Source organism: Actinomadura macrotermitis (genome assembly GCF_009604375.1).
In the GTDB taxonomy this organism is placed as follows: domain Bacteria; phylum Actinomycetota; class Actinomycetes; order Streptosporangiales; family Streptosporangiaceae; genus Spirillospora; species Spirillospora macrotermitis.
The window spans coordinates 270885-287053 of the sequence record NZ_WEGH01000005.1 but is presented as its reverse complement, the minus strand read 5'-3'; the positions used below and the strand labels follow the sequence as shown (position 1 = coordinate 287053).

The following is a 16169-nucleotide window of genomic DNA, read 5'->3' as shown; positions in this document are numbered from 1 at the left end:
CGCCGCCGGCGGGCGTCGGATCCCTTGAAGGGCCCGCACACGGGCTTTTCTGGACAGCGAACGAACGGGTCTGGATACTTCAACCATGGACGGGCGGTCTTCATATCCGGTGCGGGCGTCCGACGTGGAGCGGGACCAGGCGCTGCGCGCCCTCAGCGACCGGGTCGCCGAGGGCCGGATGTCGAGCGACACCTTCGAGCGGCGCGTGGACCAGGTGCTGCGCGCCCGCAGCCGGGCCGAGCTCGACGACATCGTGCACGACCTGCCGCCCACCAACCGGGTGGTCGGCCGGCTGACCGGCCTGGTCTCCTCGTTCTCCCAGGCGACCGCGCGGATCGAGGCCGCCTGGCGCGCGCCCCGGCTGCCGCGCTTCACCCTGCCCCCCGCGGGCCTGGCCCGCATCGTGGTCGGCCGCGCCCCCGGCTGCCAGTTCATCCTGACCGACCTCACCGTCTCGCGCTTCCACGCCGAGATCTATCACGAGGACGACGGCTGGATGATCTCCGACCTGGGGTCGATGAACGGCACCCGGGTCAACGGCTGGCGCCTCACCGGCCCGGCCAAGGTCCGCCCGGGCGACGAGGTCGGCTTCGGCAACGCCAGCTTCATCGTCGCCGCCCCCTGACCGGCCCGGTTCCGGGCAGCGCACCGCGCGGGTGATCCCGGCGCGGCCGCCGGCGTGCGCCGCGGCGGCGTGGAGGAGCGGTGTGGGAGAGGCCGGAGCCGGGGAGGAAGGAGTACACACTTCCCTCCATTTTCAATGTATAGCGCACAGGGGGGCTTGCGGCAAGACCCCCCTCGTACCGCAGAATCGACGGCCGAGGCCAGAACCTGCGGAAATGGGGGACACCGAATGCGCGTTTTGCTGACGTCATGGGGATCACGAGGGGACATCGAGCCGCTGGCCGGGCTGGCGGTGGCGCTGCAGGACCTCGGCGCGGAGGCGGTGGTGTGCGCGCCGCCGGAGGACGACTTCACGGCGCTGCTGGACCGGGCCGGCGTGCCGATGGTGCCGTTCGGCCCGACGGTGCGCTCGATCGTGGCCAAGGACAGGCCGCCGACGATGCAGGACGCGTTCCGGCTCGCGGCCGACCTGGTCGCCGCCCGGTTCGCCACGCTCCCCGAGGCCGCCGAAGGGTGCGACGCGCTGCTGGCGACCGGCCTGATGCCGGCCGGCGCGCGCGACGTGGCCGACGAGCTGGGCATCCCCTACATGCTCGCCACCTTCCACACCTTCGGGCTGCCCTCGCGGCACTTCCCGCCGGGCAAGCGGCCGGGCAAGCCGTCCTCGGCGGAGGAGACCGACCTGAAGGTGCTGTGGGAGGAGGACGCCCAGCGGGTGAACGCGCTGTACGGCGAGCCGCTCAACACCCACCGCGCGGCGCTCGGCCTGCCGCCGGTGGACGACGTGCGCGGCCACGTCCACGGCGACCGGGCACTGCTGGCCGCCGACCCGCTCCTCTGCCCGTGGAAGGACAAGGTCGACCTGGAGCTGATCCAGACCGGGGCGTGGATCCTGCCCGACACCCGGCCGCTCCCCGATGACCTGGAGGCGTTCCTGGACGCCGGCGAGCCGCCGGTGTACGTGGGCTTCGGCAGCATCGCCGCCTACCTGTCGCCGGACGTCGCCGCGACGGCCGTCCAGGCGATCCGCGCGCACGGCCGCCGCGTGCTCCTGGCCCGCGGCTGGGCCGGCCTGGACGCGATCGACGACCGGGACGACTGCTTCGTCACCGGCGAGGTCAACCAGCAGGCGCTGTTCGGCCGGGTCGCCGCCGCCCTGCACCACGGCGGCGCCGGCACCACGACCACGGCCGCCCGCGCGGGCGTGCCCCAGGTGGTGGTCCCCCAGATCGCCGACCAGCCGTTCTGCGCCGCCCGGGTCGCCGACCTCGGCATCGGCGCGGCGCACGACGGCCCGGTCCCGACCCTGGAATCGCTGTCGGCCGCGCTCGGCACCGCCCTGGCGCCCGAGACCGCCGCCCGCGCCGAGACCGTCGCCGGCCGCATCCGCGCCGACGGGGCGACGGTGGCCGCCAAGTTCCTGCTCGACATGGCCGGCCGGGAGAAGCCGCCGGCGTGAAGCCGCCGCGCCGCCCCGCACCCCGCCCACTCCAGATCGGAGCCCAGTACGTGCATTCCCGGACCGACAGCGCCTTCGACCTGCCCGAGCGCCTGGCCGCCAAAGCCGACCCGGCGCTGATCGCCGACGACGAGCGGCACTTCGCGGCCATCGCGCGGAGCCTGGAGCAGTCGATCGCCGACCTGTCCGAGCGCCTGGACGCCGAGCGCCGGGCCCCCGCCGGCGCCGGCCAGAAGGCGCTGGACCGCGACATGGAGATCCACCGGCTGTCCGCCCGGCTGCGCACCCTGCGCCGCTTCGGCCTGGACCTGTGCCTCGGCCGCATCGTCGCCGCCGACGGCGCCGGACCCGTCTACATCGGGCGGCTCGGCCTCACCGACGGCGAGGGCCGCCGGCTGCTGCTCGACTGGCGCTCCCCCGCCGCCGAGCCGTTCTTCGGCGCCACCCACGCCGACCCGATGGGGCTGGCCAGCCGCCGCAGGTACCGCTGGACCGGCGGCAAGGTCGGCGACTACTGGGACGAGGTGTTCACCGCCGAGGGCTTCGAGGGGCACGCCGCGCTCGACGACCAGTCCGCGTTCATCGCCAGCCTGGGCAGCGACCGGTCGGCCCGGATGCGCGACGTGCTCGGCACCATCCAGGCCGACCAGGACGCCATCATCCGCGCGGGCTCGCGCGGCGCCCTGGTCGTCGACGGCGGCCCGGGCACCGGCAAGACCGTGGTCGCCCTGCACCGCTCGGCCTACCTGCTGTACGCCGACCCGCGCCTCGGCCACCGCCGGGGCGGCGTGCTGTTCGTCGGCCCGCACCAGCCCTACCTGGCCTACGTCTCCGACGTGCTGCCCAGCCTCGGCGAGGAGGGCGTGCAGACCTGCACCCTGCGCGACCTGGTCCCCGAAGGGGCCGCGGCGCCCCTGGAGACCGATCCGCAGGTGGCCCGGCTGAAGTCGTCGGCGCAGCTGGTGCAGGCCATCGAGAAGGCCGTGCGGTTCTACGAGAACCCGCCCGCCAAGGGGATGACGGTCACCACCCACTGGGCCGACGTCCGGCTGACCGCCGACGACTGGGCCGAGGCGTTCCGCGCCCCGGACCCGGGCACCCCGCACAACGAGGCACGCGACCAGATCTGGGAGGAACTGGTCACGATCTTGACCGACAAGCACGACGACGACGTCTCCCCCACCCTGCTGCGCAGGTCGCTGCTGCAGGACGAGGAGCTCGTCGCGACCTTCAACCGGGCGTGGCCGATCATCGAGCCGGCCGACCTCGTCGGCGACCTGTGGTCGGTGCCCGCCTACCTGCGGCTGTGCGCGCCCTGGCTGGACGCCGGCGAGATCCGGGCGCTGCAGCGCCCCGACGCCCAGGCCTGGACGGTGTCGGACCTGCCGCTGCTGGACGCGGCGCGGCAGCGGCTCGGCGATCCCGGCACCTCACGCCGCAGGAACCGGCACGAGGCCGCCGTCGCCGCGCAGCGCGAGTACATGTCCCACGTCGTCGACAACCTGATCGCGGCCGACGACGACGGCGAGGGCCTGGCGACGACACTGCGCGGCGAGGACGCGCAGGTCAGCCTGCTCGACGAGAGCGCGCTGGAGGCCGCCGACCCCGACCTGCTGGCCGGCCCGTTCGCGCACATCGTCGTCGACGAGGCGCAGGAGCTCACCGACGCCGAATGGCAGATGCTGCTGCAGCGCTGCCCCTCGCGCAGCTTCACCATCGTCGGGGACCGCGCCCAGGCCCGGCACGGCTTCACCGAGTCCTGGCAGGAGCGGCTGAAGCGGGTCGGGTTCGACCGGATCGAGCTGTCCACCCTCAGCGTCAACTACCGGACGCCCGAAGAGGTCATGGCCGAGGCCGAGCCGGTCATCCGGGCCGCGCTCCCCGACGCCAACGTGCCGACCTCCATCCGCAGCAGCGGCATCCCCGTCACCCACGGACCGGTCTCGCAACTGGAGCCGATCCTGGAGGACTGGCTCGCCACGCACGCCGACGGGATCGCCTGCGTCATCGGCGACCCCGCGTTCCAGGCGACGCCCCGCGTCCGCTCGCTCACACCGGAGCTGGCCAAGGGGCTGGAGTTCGACCTGGTCGTCCTGGTCGACCCGCAGGAGTTCGGCGAGGGCATCGAGGGAGCGGTCGACCGCTACGTCGCGATGACCCGGGCGACCCAGCGGCTCGTCGTCCTCACCGGCGGCTGACGGGGGTCAGGCCGTCCCGGCCCGGTAGATCACGAACGACACCGCGATGTACTGCAGCACGTAGGCGGCGACGGTGAAGGCGTGGAACACCTCGTGGAACCCGAACCAGCGGGGCGAGGGGTCGGGACGGCGCAGCCCGTAGACCAGGCCGCCGAGGCTGTACAGCACACCGCCGAAGGCGACCAGCAGCGCGACGGCGAGCCCGGTGCCCTCGATGAACTGGGGGACGAAGAACGCCGCGACCCAGCCGAGCCCGATGTACAGGGCGGTGTAGAGCCAGCGCGGCGCGTCGGTCCACAGCACCCGGAACAGCACCCCGGCCAGGGCGCCGCCCCACACCACCGCGAGGACCAGGGCGCGGGCGGCGCCGTCCAGGATCAGGTAGGCGAACGGGGTGTAGGTGCCCGCGATGATCAGGTAGATGTTGGCGTGGTCGAAGCGGCGCAGCCGCTCGGCCGCCCGCGGCGACCAGCGGCCCCGGTGGTAGAAGGCCGAGACGCCGAACAGCAGCGCCGAGGTGAGCGCGTAGACGACGGCGCACAGGCGCGCCTCCAGCGTCGGGCCGAGCGCGATGAGCAGCATCCCGGCGATCAGCGCCACCGGGAAGGTCCCCGCGTGCAGCCACCCGCGCAGCCTCGGCTTGACCGCCTGGGCGAGTTGTTCCACCGGACGCCGCATCGGCCCCTCCTCCACGTCTTCGCCGACGACGCTGCCGGACGGGGTCAGCGTATCCGGACAAGGACGGTGTATTCCGGTGATCCGGCGCACGTTGATCATCGAACCGCCGGCCTTGACGTTGTAAGGTTCGGTCTGGACGACGACGACCACCCTGGAGGGGACACGTGCTCATCGGTTTCGCGGTTCCGGTGTCGGGGGCCTGGGCCACGCCCGCCGGCCAGGTGGCGGTGGCGCGGCGCGCCGAGGAGCTCGGCTACCACTCGGTGTGGACGCTGCAGCGCCTGCTGAACCCCGCCGGGTCGGCCGACACGACCTACCGCAACGTCCCCGACCCGCTGATCACGCTCGCCTACCTGGCGGGGGTGACCGAGCGGATCCGGCTCGGCGTGGCGATCGTGAACATGCCGTTCCTGGCGCCGCCGGTGCTGGCCAAGCAGGCCGTCACCCTGGACCACGTGTCGGGCGGCCGGCTGGACCTCGGGCTCGGCCTCGGCTGGATGCCCGAGGAGTTCGCCGCGGTGGGCGTGCCGATGGCGCGGCGCGGGGCGCGCGCCGAGGAGTACCTGGCGGCGCTGCGCGCGCTGTGGGCGGACGGGCCCGCCGAGTTCCACGGCGAGTTCTACGACATCCCGCCGGTGGTGATGGAGCCGGGGCCGCTGCAGTCCCCCGGCATCCCGGTCCTGCTCGGCGGCACCTCCGAGCCAGCGCTGCGCCGCGCCGGGCGGCTGGCCGGCGGGTGGGTGAGCTCCAGCCGCGCCGACCTCACCGCCATCGGCCGCTCCGCCGAGGTGGTCCGGCAGGCCGCCCGCGAGGCCGGGCGCGACCCCGCGGGGCTGCGCATCGTCTGCCGGGGCGCGGTCAAGGTCGGCGCGGCCGGCCGGCCGGACCGCGCCCCGCTGACGGGCTCGCTGGAGGAGATCCGCTCCGACTTCGCCCGCCTGGCCGATCAGGGCGTCACCGAGCTGTTCGTCGACCTGAACTTCGACCCGGAACTGACCGGTCCCGAGGCCGACCCGAAGATGTCGATGCGGCGCGCGCACGAAGCCCTGGAAGCCTTCGCCCCCGACGCCTGACGACAACCCGAATGATCACGCGAGTGCGTTACCGGCCGGGGCGGGGCAAAGCCGGAGGCGAGCCCTGCCCGGGTCGATCGCGAAGCGATGCGGCACTCGCCCGGGCACGGTCAAGGGGCCGGGCCGCCGGGCGAGGCCCCTTGGGCCGGGATGGAAAAATCACAGCGGAGGGCGGCGGCCTTCCCAGGGCGTGCTGAGCACGACGGTGGTGCGGGTGGCGACGTTGGCCTGGGCGCGGATCTTCTGCAGCAGGTCCTCCAGCTGGTTGGGCGAGGCGACCCGCACCTTGAGGATGTAGCTCTCCTCCCCCGCCACCGAGTGGCACGCCTCGATGGCCTCCAGGCCGGCGAGCTTGTCGGGCGCGTCGTCGGGCGCGGCCGGGTCGATCGGCTTGATCGACACGAACGCGGTCAGCGGCAGGTCGATCTGCTCGGTGTCCAGCTGGGCGGTGAAGCCCTTGATGACGCCGCGTTTCTGCAGCCGGCGCACGCGCTGGTGCACGGCCGACACCGACAGGCCCGTCTCCCGGGCGAGGTCGGTGAAGCTCATCCGCCCGTCGTCGGCCAGCAGCGTCAGGATCTGGCGATCGATCTCCTCCACGCGGGAAATCTAGCGGACCGGGGCGGGCGATGCGGCCCCGGCGGGCGATACATCACCAGATGTCAGAGCTTTCTGATAATCCTGGCGCCGCGCGGCGGGCCGCAGCTGCCGCGCACCACCAGTTCGGCCGGCAGCATGACCGGGCCGGCCGGGTCGCGCCGGGTGCGGTCGCGGAGCAGCAGCTCGCCGGCGCGGCGGCCGATGTCGCGGCCGGGCCGGGCGACGGCGGTGAGCGGCGGGTCGCACAGTTCGGCCCAGGCGACGTCGCCGACCATCGCGATCGACACGTCGGCCGGCACCCGCAGGTCCAGCTCGCGGGCGACCAGCACGGCCGCCTCGCCGAGCAGGTGGCCGGCGGCGAGCACGGCGGTGACGCCGGCGCGGCTCTGCAGCAGGCCCGCGGCGGCGGCGTAGGCGCTGTCGCGGGAGGGGCGGGCGGCGACGAGCAGGTCCTCCTCCAGCGGCACGTTCAGGGCGGCCAGGGTGGCGCGGAAGGCCTGCTCGCGCACGCCGGGCGCCGCGCCGGGGGCGGCGGCGCCGAGGAAGGCGATGTGCCGGTGGCCGAGGCCGGTCAGGTACTCGGTGAGCGACCGCACGCCCGCGCCGTCGTCGGCGAGCACGACCGGGACCTGCGGCAGGCCGGGCCAGGCGCGGCCGGCGAACACCACCCCCGCGCCGCTCGCGGCGGCCGCCTCCCAGGGGGCGGCGTCCCCGGCGGGCATCGCCACGATCCCGTCCAGGCGCTGCTCGACCATCCGCCCGACGGCGGCGGCCTCGCGCGCGGGGTCGTCGCCGACGGCGTCCAGCAGCACGTGCTCGCCGTGGGTGCGGGCGCAGTCCAGCACCCCGGCGACGAGCTCGGCGCAGAACGGGTCGGTGACGTCGGGGACGACCAGGCCGATGCCGCCGGTGCGGCGCAGCTTCAGGCTGCGGCCGACCGCGCTCGGCCGGTAGTCCAGCGCGCGGGCGGCGGCGAGGACCCGCTCGCGGGTGGCGGCGCCCACCGCCCCGTTGCCCGAGTAGACCCGCGAGACCGTCGCGATGCCGACGCCGGCCAGCGCCGCCACGTCCTTGATCGTCGCCGCCACCCGTTCACCCCTCTTTCATGGAAACGTTTCCATGATATTAACTCCTGGCTTAATGAGAAGGCCCTGGTCGGCAGGGCTGACTGGAAACGTTTCCATCGAAGGGGGCCGCATGGCCGGGATCAGGCTGGACGGCGTCGACAAGGTCTACTCCGGCGGCGTCAAGGCCGTCGACGGGCTGGACCTGGACATCCGCGACGGCGAGTTCATGGTGCTGGTCGGCCCGTCGGGCTGCGGCAAGTCCACCGCGCTGCGGATGATCGCCGGGCTGGAGGAGATCAGCGGCGGGACGGTCTCGATCGGCGACCGGGTCGTCAACGACCTGGCCCCCAAGGACCGCGACATCGCGATGGTCTTCCAGAACTACGCCCTCTACCCGCACATGACGGTCGAGAAGAACCTGGAGTTCGGCCTGAAGCTGCGCGGCGCCTCCAAGGAGGAGCGGCAGAAGAAGGTCCGCGAGGCCGCCAAGATGCTCGGCCTGGACCAGTTCCTGTCCCGCAAGCCCGCCGAGCTGTCGGGCGGGCAGCGCCAGCGGGTGGCGATGGGCCGCGCGATCGTGCGCGAGCCGCAGGCGTTCTTGATGGACGAGCCGCTGTCCAACCTGGACGCCAAGCTGCGGGTGTCGATGCGCGCCTCGCTCAGCCAGCTGCACGAGCGCCTCGGCGTCACCACCGTCTACGTCACCCACGACCAGGTCGAGGCGATGACGCTCGGGACGCGGGTGTGCGTGCTGCGCGACGGCAGGCTCCAGCAGGTCGACACCCCGCAGCGGCTGTTCGACGACCCGGTCAACCTGTTCGTCGCCGGGTTCATCGGCTCGCCGTCGATGAACTTCGTGACGGCCGAGCTGACCCGCGGCGACGGCGGCGCGCAGGTGTCGTTCGCCGGGTTCACCCTGCCGGTGCCGGACGCGCTGCTGGCCGCCAAGCCGGGCCTGGAGGGCCACCTCGGCCGCACGGTGATCCTCGGCGTGCGGCCCTCGGACTTCGAGGACGCCGCGCACGCCAAGCCCGACTGGGCGCCGCTGGAGGTCACCTGCAGCGTCACCGAGAACCTGGGCAGCGAGATCAACGTCATCTTCGCCATCGACGCGCCGCCGGTGGAGCACAAGGACACCGCCGACCTGGCCGAGGACGCCGCCGAGGGCGAGGCCGACGCGGCGATCCCGCTGGTCGACGACAAGGCGCTGTGGACCGCGCGCGTCAACGCCCGCTCGGACGTGCAGCCCGGGCAGCGCGTGGAGCTGGCCGTCGACACCGGCCGGCTGCACTTCTTCGACCCCGACAGCGGCCTGGCGATCGGGCACCGGGGCGCCCTCGCCGACAGCGTGCCGGCGTAGCAGACCGCGTGCCGGCGGCGGCCCGCGTCCCGGAGGGGGCGCGGGCCGTCAGACGCTGCGCAGCACCGAGACCACGACGCCGAGGATGACGGCGCCGTCGCCGTCGATGACGTCGTAGGCGGGGTTGCGGGGCTCCAGGAGCACGTGGCCGCCCTTGCGCCGGTACACCTTGACCGTGGCCTCGTCGTCGATCATCGCGGCGACGATCTGGCCCGGGTGGGCCTCGGGCTGCCGGCGGACCACGACGATGTCGCCGTCGCGGATCGCGGCGTCGACCATCGAGTCGCCGCGGACGCGCAGCCCGAAGACGGTGCCGCGGCCGGTGAACTCGCGCGGCAGCGCCAGCGTCTCCTCGACGTGCTCCTCGGCGGCGATGGGGGCGCCGGCGGCGATGCTCCCGACCACCGGCACGCTCACCGGGGCGTCCGCGGGCTCGGGGCCCCGCTGCTCGCGCAGGAACGCGCGCACGTCGATCGGCCGGGTCATCGCGGCGCCGCGGCGCAGGAAGCCGCGCTCCTCCAGGACGGCCAGGTGCCGCGACACCGACGAGGTCGACCGCAGGCCGACCGCGTCGCCGATCTGGCGGGTGCTCGGCGGGTAGCCGTACCGGACCGCCCAGTCGCGGATCACCGCGAGGATCCGCTGCTGGCGCGGGGTCAGCACCGAGACGTCCAGGCCCTCGAACACGTCACGATCATCGTAGCCGGTCACCTACGCGATTGTAGGGGTCCGCGCAGGTCCGGGCCGGGTCATCCGGCCGGCCGGGCCCGCGCCCCAGTCCTGGGGCGCGGGCCCGCCCGGGCCTACTTGACCGAGCCGGCGAGGACGCCCTGCACGAAGTAGCGCTGGAAGGCGAAGAACACCACCAGCGGGATGATCAGCGACAGGAACGCGCCGGGCGCGAGGATGTCGATGTTGCCGGTGAACTGCCGCATCTGCGACTGCAGCCACTTGGTCATCGGCTGCGCGCCGGGGTCGGCGAACACCATCGCCACCAGCAGGTCGTTCCACACCCACAGGAACTGGAAGATGCCGAGGGAGGCGATGGCCGGGCCGCCGAGCGGGAAGATGACCCGCCGGAAGATCGTCCATTCCGAGCCGCCGTCCATCCGCGCCGCCTCCAGCAGGTCGCGCGGGATGGCGGCGAAGAAGTTGCGCAGCAGGAAGATCGCGAACGGCAGCCCGAACGCGACGTGGAACAGCACCACGCCGGTGATCGAGCCGTACATGTGGAACCCGCCGAACTTGATCTTGCCGTAGAGGGTGGAGACCGGCAGCAGCGCCACCTGGACCGGCACCACCAGCAGCGCGACGACGAGCAGGAACAGCCAGTCGCGGCCGGGGAACTCCATCCAGGCGAAGGCGTAGGCGGCCAGCGAGGCGATCACCACGACCAGGATCGTGCTGGGCACGGTGATGAGCGCGGTGTTCCAGAACGAGTCGACGAAGTCGGGCTTGTCCAGCAGCGCCGCATAGGAGTCGAAGGTGATCTGGGACGGCTTGGTGAACACCTGCCACCAGCCGCCGGCGCTGTTGTCGGCGTTGGAGCGCAGCGAGGCGATCAGCAGCCCGAACGTCGGCACCAGCCACACCAGCGCGATGAGGGCCAGCAGGGCCTGGGCGACGCCGCCGCCGATCCGGCCGATGACGCGGGTGGCGACGGACCGGCGGGGCGCGCCGGCCGCTCCGTTGGCGGGGGCGGCCCCGTCGGCGGGGGCCGCTGCGGTCTGCTCGGTACTCATTTGCGCTCCTGCCGCAGCCGGCGGATGTTGAACAGCATGGCGGGCATGACCAGCAGGAACAACAGGACCGCGATGGCGCTGCCCGCTCCCTCGTTGTCACCGCCGCCGAACGCCTCGGTCCACATCTGCAGCGCCAGCACGCTGGCGTTGGGGTCGCCGCCGCCGATGATGAACACCAGGTCGAAGACCTTCAGCACGTTGATGGTGAGCGTCACCAGCACCACCACCAGCACCGGCGCCAGCAGCGGGATGGTGACGCGGCGGAACACCTGCCACTCGGTGGCGCCGTCGACGCGCGCCGCCTCCAGGGCGTCGCGCGGAATGGCGGCCAGGCCGGCGGCGATCAGCACCATCGCGAACCCGGCCCACACCCACAGGTAGGCGCCGATGATGGCGGGGGTGATGAGGGTGGAGCCGAGCCATTCGGCGCCGCCGTAGGACGCGGTGAAGGAGTCCTTGGGCAGCCGCAGCGTGTAGGAGCCGGCCGGGACCTTCTTCATGACGAAGGTGCCGTCGTCCTTGGTGGTGGCCGTCGCGACGACCTTGGTGCCGCGCAGCGCCTGGACGGTGATGCCGGGCAGCCCGACCTCGCCGGCGTTGGGGGCGCCCGGGGTGCCGCCGCCGCCCTTGGTGAAGTCGAACCAGACGGCGCCGGTGACCTGCCCGGGCGCGGCCGCGGGCGGCCGCGCGGCGGGCACGGCCTTCTTCGGCAGGTACTCGGGCTTGATCTTCAGCAGCGGCAGCAGCGCGCTCTGCCCGGGCCCGAACGAGCCGGTGGTCAGCACCGCCCCGTCGGCCTGCGCGCGCAGCGGCTGGTCCGCGCCGCTGCGCGGGCCGGCGCCGGGGTAGCCGGCGCCGCCGCCGAACATGTCGTGCACGGCGACGAGCGCGGCGTTGGCGACGCCCTTGTCGGGGTCCTGCTCGTAGACCAGCCGGAAGATGATGCCCGAGGCCAGGAAGGAGATGGCCATCGGCATGAACACCACCATCTTGAACACCGTGGACCACCGGATCCGCTCGGTGAGCACGGCGAACAGCAGGCCGATGATGGTGACCACGCTCGGCGCCACCACCACCCAGATGGCGGTGTTGCGGACGGCCAGCAGGTTCTCGTGGCCCTGGAAGACCCCGGTGTAGTTGTCCAGACCGGCGAAGTGGTCGCCCGAGGCGTCGAAGAAACTGCGGATCACCGAGTAGACGATCGGGTAGAGCACCAGGAAGCCGAGCAGCAGCAGCGCCGGCAGCAGGAAGCCGATCGCCAGCCAGGACGGCGGGTTCAGCCCGTCGCGTTCGCGGCGGGGCCGCCGGCCCGGGCGCGCCGGGCCGACGGCGGCGGCGCCGCCGGCCGTGGCGGCCGGCGGCACCTGGTCTTGCGGAGCCTTCTTCACGTGCGGGTTTCCCTACTCGTGCGCCTGTCGGCTTGCTTGGCTTACTTGTAGGCCTTGGCGGCCTCGGCCTCGAGCTTGTCCTGCGTGCCCTTGATGTCGGTGGGCTTCAGCACCAGGCCGCGCAGCGCCTCCCACATGCCCTTGCCCGGGGTGCCGCCGAACGCGGCGGGCTGCAGGTCGGACATGTCGTAGCGGGCGGCGTCGCCGGCGACGCCGATCTGCTCGGCGAGCTGCTTGGAGATCGGGTCGGTGTAGGCGTCGGGCTTGACGTTCTTGTTCGGCGACAGGTAGCCGCCGAGGCCCGCCCACACCTTGCCGGCCTCGGGCGAGGCGAGGTACTTCATCAGCTCCTGGCCGCCCTTGCCGTCCTTCAGCGCGACGGCGATGTCGCCGCCGAGCAGCGCCGGGGTGGTGTCGCCGGCCTTGGGGAAGGCGAAGACCTTGGCGTCGGTGCCGACCTTGGCCTTGGTGGTGGCGATGTTGGCGGCGGCGAAGTCGCCGCCGTAGACCATCGCGGCCTTCTTCTGGCCGAAGGTGTCGGTGACCGAGCCGTCGAACTTGGTCTTGGTGGCGCCCGCGGTGCCGCCGGCCAGGAAGTCGCCCTTGCCCCAGATCTGGGCGAGGGTCTCCAGCGCCTTGCCGACGGTCGGGTCGGTCCACTTCAGCTCGTGCTTGGCGAGCTTGTCGTAGTTGTCGGGCCCGGCCTGCGACAGGTAGACGTTCTCGAACCAGTCGGTGAGGGTCCAGGAGTCGGAGGAGGCGGCGGCCAGGTCGATCGGGGTCTGGCCGCCCTCCTGCAGGGTGGTGGCGGCCTTGACCAGGTCGGGCCAGGTCTGCGGCGGCTGCACGCCGGTCTCGGTGAACGCCTCGGGCCGGTACCACAGGATCGACTTGTAGGCGGCCTTGGCCAGCACGCCATAGGTCTGGCCGTCGGCGGAGGCCAGCTGCTTCCAGTACGGCGAGTAGTTCTTGTCGACCTCGGCGACCACGTCGGGCGCCAGCGGCTTCAGCTGCTTCTTCTTGGCGTACTGCTGCAGCAGGCCCGGCTGGGGCAGGATCGCCACGTCCGGCGGGGTGTTGGCGGCCAGGCGCGGGCCGAGGTAGGCGTCGGTGTTCTCACCGGTGGAGGCGTAGGTGACGGTCGCGCCGGTCGCCTTCTCGAACGCCTTGAGGACCTCGCGGAAGTTCTTCTCCTCCGGGCCGCTCCACTTGGCCGCGACCTCGATCTTGGTGCCGTTCAGCTTCGCCCAGTTGCCGGCGGAGGGGGCGCCGGTGGAGCCGCCGTCCTTCTTGTCGTCGCCGCCGCACGCGGCGGCGCCGGCCATCAGCAGGCCGGCCGCGACGGCGGCGCTGGTCACTCGCCTGGAGTTGAACCTCATGACTCGTCCTTCCCATCCGGCGCGGCGGCGGATCCGAAGATCGACGCGCCGGTCTCGTTGTCGAAGAAGTGCAGGCGGCCGGTGTCGACGTGGATCGTCACCGGGTCGCCGACCTTGACGCCGGTGCGCGGGCTGAACCGCGCGACCAGCTCGGTGTGGGGGGTCTCGTCCAGCGCGCCGAGCACGTCGGTCCCGGCGTCGCGCGCCAGCTCCCGGGTGTCGTCGGTGACCACCGGGGCGGCCTGGAGCGTGAAGTGCACCAGCACGTCCGAGCCCATCGCCTCGACCAGCTCCACGGTCGAGGTGAGCACCGCGCCCTCGGCGGTCCCGGCCAGCTCGCCGTCCTCCATGTCCTCGGGGCGGATGCCGACGACGACGTCGCGGCCGAGGTGGGCGGCCAGGCCGGGCCGGTCGCGCAGGACCTCGGCCGGCAGGTGCAGCGTCTGGTCGCCGATCCGCAGGCGCGGGTTCGCCGCGTCGCCGGACAGCGAGCCCTGGACGAGGTTCATGGCGGGTGAGCCGATGAAACCGGCCACGAACAGGTTCGCGGGCCGGTCGTAGAGCTCCTGCGGGGGCGCGACCTGCTGGAGCACGCCCTTCTTCATCACCGCGACGCGGTCGCCGAGCGTCATCGCCTCGGTCTGGTCGTGGGTGACGTAGACGGTGGTGACGCCGAGGTCGCGCTGGATGCGGGCGATCTCGGCGCGGGTCTGCACGCGCAGCTTGGCGTCCAGGTTGGACAGCGGCTCGTCCATCAAGAACGCCTGCGGCTCGCGCACGATCGCGCGGCCCATCGCCACCCGCTGGCGCTGCCCGCCCGACAGGTTGCGGGGCTTGCGGTCCAGGTGGTCGCTGAGGCCGAGGATGCGCGCGGCGTGCTCGACCTTCTCGCGGATCTGCGCCTTCGGCATCTTGCGCAGCGACAGCCCGAAGCCGATGTTGTCGCGCACCGACAGGTGGGGGTAGAGCGCGTAGCTCTGGAAGACCATCGCGACGTCGCGGTCGCGCGAGGGCACCCGGTTGACCACCCGGCCGCCGATCGTGACCTGGCCCTCGGAGATCTCCTCCAGCCCGGCGAGCATGCGCAGGGCGGTGGTCTTGCCGCACCCCGAGGGGCCGACCAGCACCAGGAACTCCCCGTCGGCGATGGTCAGGTTCAGGTCGGTCACGGCGCGGGTGCCGTCGGGATAGACCTTTCCGACGCCCGTCAGGGCGACCTCTGCCACGGCACGTCTCCTTCGCCTCGTCGCAACCTGGGGATCACAAGATCGTCATCCCGGGGGAACAATGATCCACAGCTCTACTCCCCTCGGCGGGTGACTTGCAACACGGCGTTAAAGATCGTTACCAAGGCGTAGATACGGCCGTGGCGGCGGCCGGGACCGCCTGGTCCCGGCCGCCGCCACGGCGCGGCCCGCTGTCAGGACGCCTGTCAGGTGATGATCACCAGGTCGCGCGGGGTGGTGTTGAGGCGCTCGCAGCCGTCCTCGGTGCACACCACGATGTCCTCGATGCGGGCGCCGTGCGCGCCGGGGTAGATGCCCGGCTCGATCGAGAACGCCATGCCCGGCTCCAGCGGCTCCAGGTTGCCCGCGACGATGTAGGGCTCCTCGTGGGTCTCCAGCCCGATGCCGTGCCCGGTGCGGTGCACGAAGTACTCCCCGTACCCGGCGGCGGCGATGGCGTCGCGGCCCGCGGCGTCGACCGCCTCGGGGGTGACGCCGGGCCGCACCGCCGCGCACGACGCCTCCTGCGCGGCCAGCAGCACCTCGTAGTAGGCGCGGTAGTCCGCGGGCGGCGCGCCGACGCAGTAGTTGCGGGTGGAGTCCGAGCAGTAGCCGCTCGGCATGGTGCCGCCGATGTCGACCACGACGGGCTCGCCCTCGCCGATGACGCGGTCCGACAGCTCGGCGTGCGGGTTGGCGCCGTTCGGGCCCGACCCGACGATGACGAAGTCGACGGCGCTGTGGCCCTCGGCGATGATGAGGTCGGCGATGTCGCGGCCGACCTCGCGCTCGGTGCGGCCGGGCTTCAGCAGGTCGGGCACCCGGGCGTGCACCCGGTCGATGGCCGCGCCCGCCTCGCGCAGCGCGGCGACCTCGGCGGCGCTCTTGCGCACCCGCAGCCGGCCCAGCACCCGCCCGGCGGCGACCTGCTCGGCGCCCGGCATCGCGTCGCGGAACCGCAGCACCATCGACGCCCACATCCGGTCGGCGACGCCGACGCTGCCGATCCCGGCGGGCAGCCGCCCGGCGACCAGCGCGTAGGGGTCGTCGGTCTCGTCCCAGGGCACCAGCTCCAGCCCGAGGCCGCCGGCGGGCGACTCGGCGGCGGCCGGCAGCTCCAGCCGCGGCACCACCAGGAACGGGTCACCGGCGGCGGGCACCACCAGGCACGTCAGGCGTTCCAGCGCCAGCGCGTCGTAGCCGGTGACGTAACGCAGGTCGGGCCCGGGCGTCAGCAGCACCGCCCCGAGGCCGGCCGCCGCCGTGGCCTCCTGCACCTGCGCCACCCGCTCGCGCGGATACAACTCCGTTGTCACATCCGTCTCCATCTTCGTCTCAGGGTTCTCGTGCGTGTCGGGTCCAGGATCGCAAGGCG

The 16169-nt window shown here is 73.1% G+C and carries 14 protein-coding genes; 5 read left to right on the top strand and 9 right to left on the bottom strand.

The genetic code is table 11. The features are described 5' to 3' along the window. Nucleotides 1–85 precede the first annotated feature (85 nt). The 3 genes from ACRB68_RS33990 to helR all read left to right on the top strand — a co-directional run bounded on the left by ACRB68_RS33990 (nucleotide 86) and on the right by helR (nucleotide 4281). Entirely contained in the window at nucleotides 86–625 is a 540-nt protein-coding gene (locus tag ACRB68_RS33990; protein WP_153539887.1) for a DUF1707 and FHA domain-containing protein, read from the top strand. Between the two features lie 228 nt (nucleotides 626–853). Continuing rightward, the gene (locus ACRB68_RS33985; protein WP_153539885.1) at nucleotides 854–2083 is read left to right on the top strand and encodes a glycosyltransferase; all 1230 of its coding nucleotides are present in this window, start codon (nucleotides 854–856) and stop codon (nucleotides 2081–2083) included. 50 nt (nucleotides 2084–2133) lie between these two features. Further along, complete coding sequence (gene helR, locus ACRB68_RS33980; protein WP_328595140.1) at nucleotides 2134–4281, top strand: RNA polymerase recycling motor ATPase HelR; 2148 nt, start codon at nucleotides 2134–2136, stop codon at nucleotides 4279–4281. Nucleotides 4282–4287: 6 nt separating this feature from the next. Here the strand turns inward: helR and trhA are convergent, their stop codons facing one another. After that, a complete protein-coding gene (gene trhA / locus ACRB68_RS33975) occupies nucleotides 4288–4959 on the bottom strand; it encodes a PAQR family membrane homeostasis protein TrhA (RefSeq protein ID WP_153539883.1) in 672 nt (223 codons plus the stop codon). 164 nt (nucleotides 4960–5123) lie between these two features. Here trhA and ACRB68_RS33970 point away from each other — a divergent pair, with 164 nt between their 5' ends. Further along, complete coding sequence (locus ACRB68_RS33970) at nucleotides 5124–6032, top strand: TIGR03619 family F420-dependent LLM class oxidoreductase (protein ID WP_328595139.1); 909 nt, start codon at nucleotides 5124–5126, stop codon at nucleotides 6030–6032. 159 nt (nucleotides 6033–6191) lie between these two features. On the opposite strand, the gene ACRB68_RS42675 is transcribed toward ACRB68_RS33970, so the two are convergent. Continuing rightward, nucleotides 6192–6632: an Lrp/AsnC family transcriptional regulator gene (locus ACRB68_RS42675; RefSeq protein WP_328595138.1), complete on the bottom strand. Its 441-nt coding sequence runs from the start codon at nucleotides 6630–6632 to the stop codon at nucleotides 6192–6194. Nucleotides 6633–6694: 62 nt separating this feature from the next. Continuing rightward, entirely contained in the window at nucleotides 6695–7720 is a 1026-nt protein-coding gene (locus ACRB68_RS33960; protein WP_328595137.1) for a LacI family DNA-binding transcriptional regulator, read from the bottom strand. Between the two features lie 109 nt (nucleotides 7721–7829). On the opposite strand from ACRB68_RS33960, the gene ACRB68_RS33955 reads away from it, so the two are divergent. Then, on the top strand, nucleotides 7830–9059 hold the full coding sequence (locus ACRB68_RS33955; protein WP_153539881.1) for an ABC transporter ATP-binding protein: 1230 nt from the start codon (nucleotides 7830–7832) through the stop codon (nucleotides 9057–9059). A 48-nt stretch (nucleotides 9060–9107) separates the two neighbouring features. Here the strand turns inward: ACRB68_RS33955 and lexA are convergent, their stop codons facing one another. From lexA to ACRB68_RS33925, 6 genes are all read right to left on the bottom strand, one after another. Continuing rightward, entirely contained in the window at nucleotides 9108–9770 is a 663-nt protein-coding gene (gene lexA / locus ACRB68_RS33950) for a transcriptional repressor LexA (protein ID WP_328595136.1), read from the bottom strand. A gap of 92 nt (nucleotides 9771–9862) precedes the next feature. Next, nucleotides 9863–10801: a carbohydrate ABC transporter permease gene (locus ACRB68_RS33945; RefSeq protein WP_153539879.1), complete on the bottom strand. Its 939-nt coding sequence runs from the start codon at nucleotides 10799–10801 to the stop codon at nucleotides 9863–9865. Continuing rightward, on the bottom strand, nucleotides 10798–12189 hold the full coding sequence (locus tag ACRB68_RS33940) for an ABC transporter permease (protein ID WP_328595135.1): 1392 nt from the start codon (nucleotides 12187–12189) through the stop codon (nucleotides 10798–10800). Before ACRB68_RS33940 ends, ACRB68_RS33945 begins: the two co-directional genes overlap by 4 nt. Before the next feature lie 41 nt (nucleotides 12190–12230). After that, complete coding sequence (locus tag ACRB68_RS33935; RefSeq protein WP_153539877.1) at nucleotides 12231–13568, bottom strand: ABC transporter substrate-binding protein; 1338 nt, start codon at nucleotides 13566–13568, stop codon at nucleotides 12231–12233. After that, nucleotides 13565–14794, bottom strand: a complete 1230-nt coding sequence (locus ACRB68_RS33930) for an ABC transporter ATP-binding protein (RefSeq protein WP_328595134.1) — start codon at nucleotides 14792–14794, stop codon at nucleotides 13565–13567. The genes ACRB68_RS33935 and ACRB68_RS33930 overlap by 4 nt, the downstream gene beginning before the upstream one ends. A gap of 206 nt (nucleotides 14795–15000) precedes the next feature. Continuing rightward, on the bottom strand, nucleotides 15001–16110 hold the full coding sequence (locus ACRB68_RS33925) for a M24 family metallopeptidase (protein WP_328595133.1): 1110 nt from the start codon (nucleotides 16108–16110) through the stop codon (nucleotides 15001–15003). Nucleotides 16111–16169 lie beyond the last annotated feature (59 nt).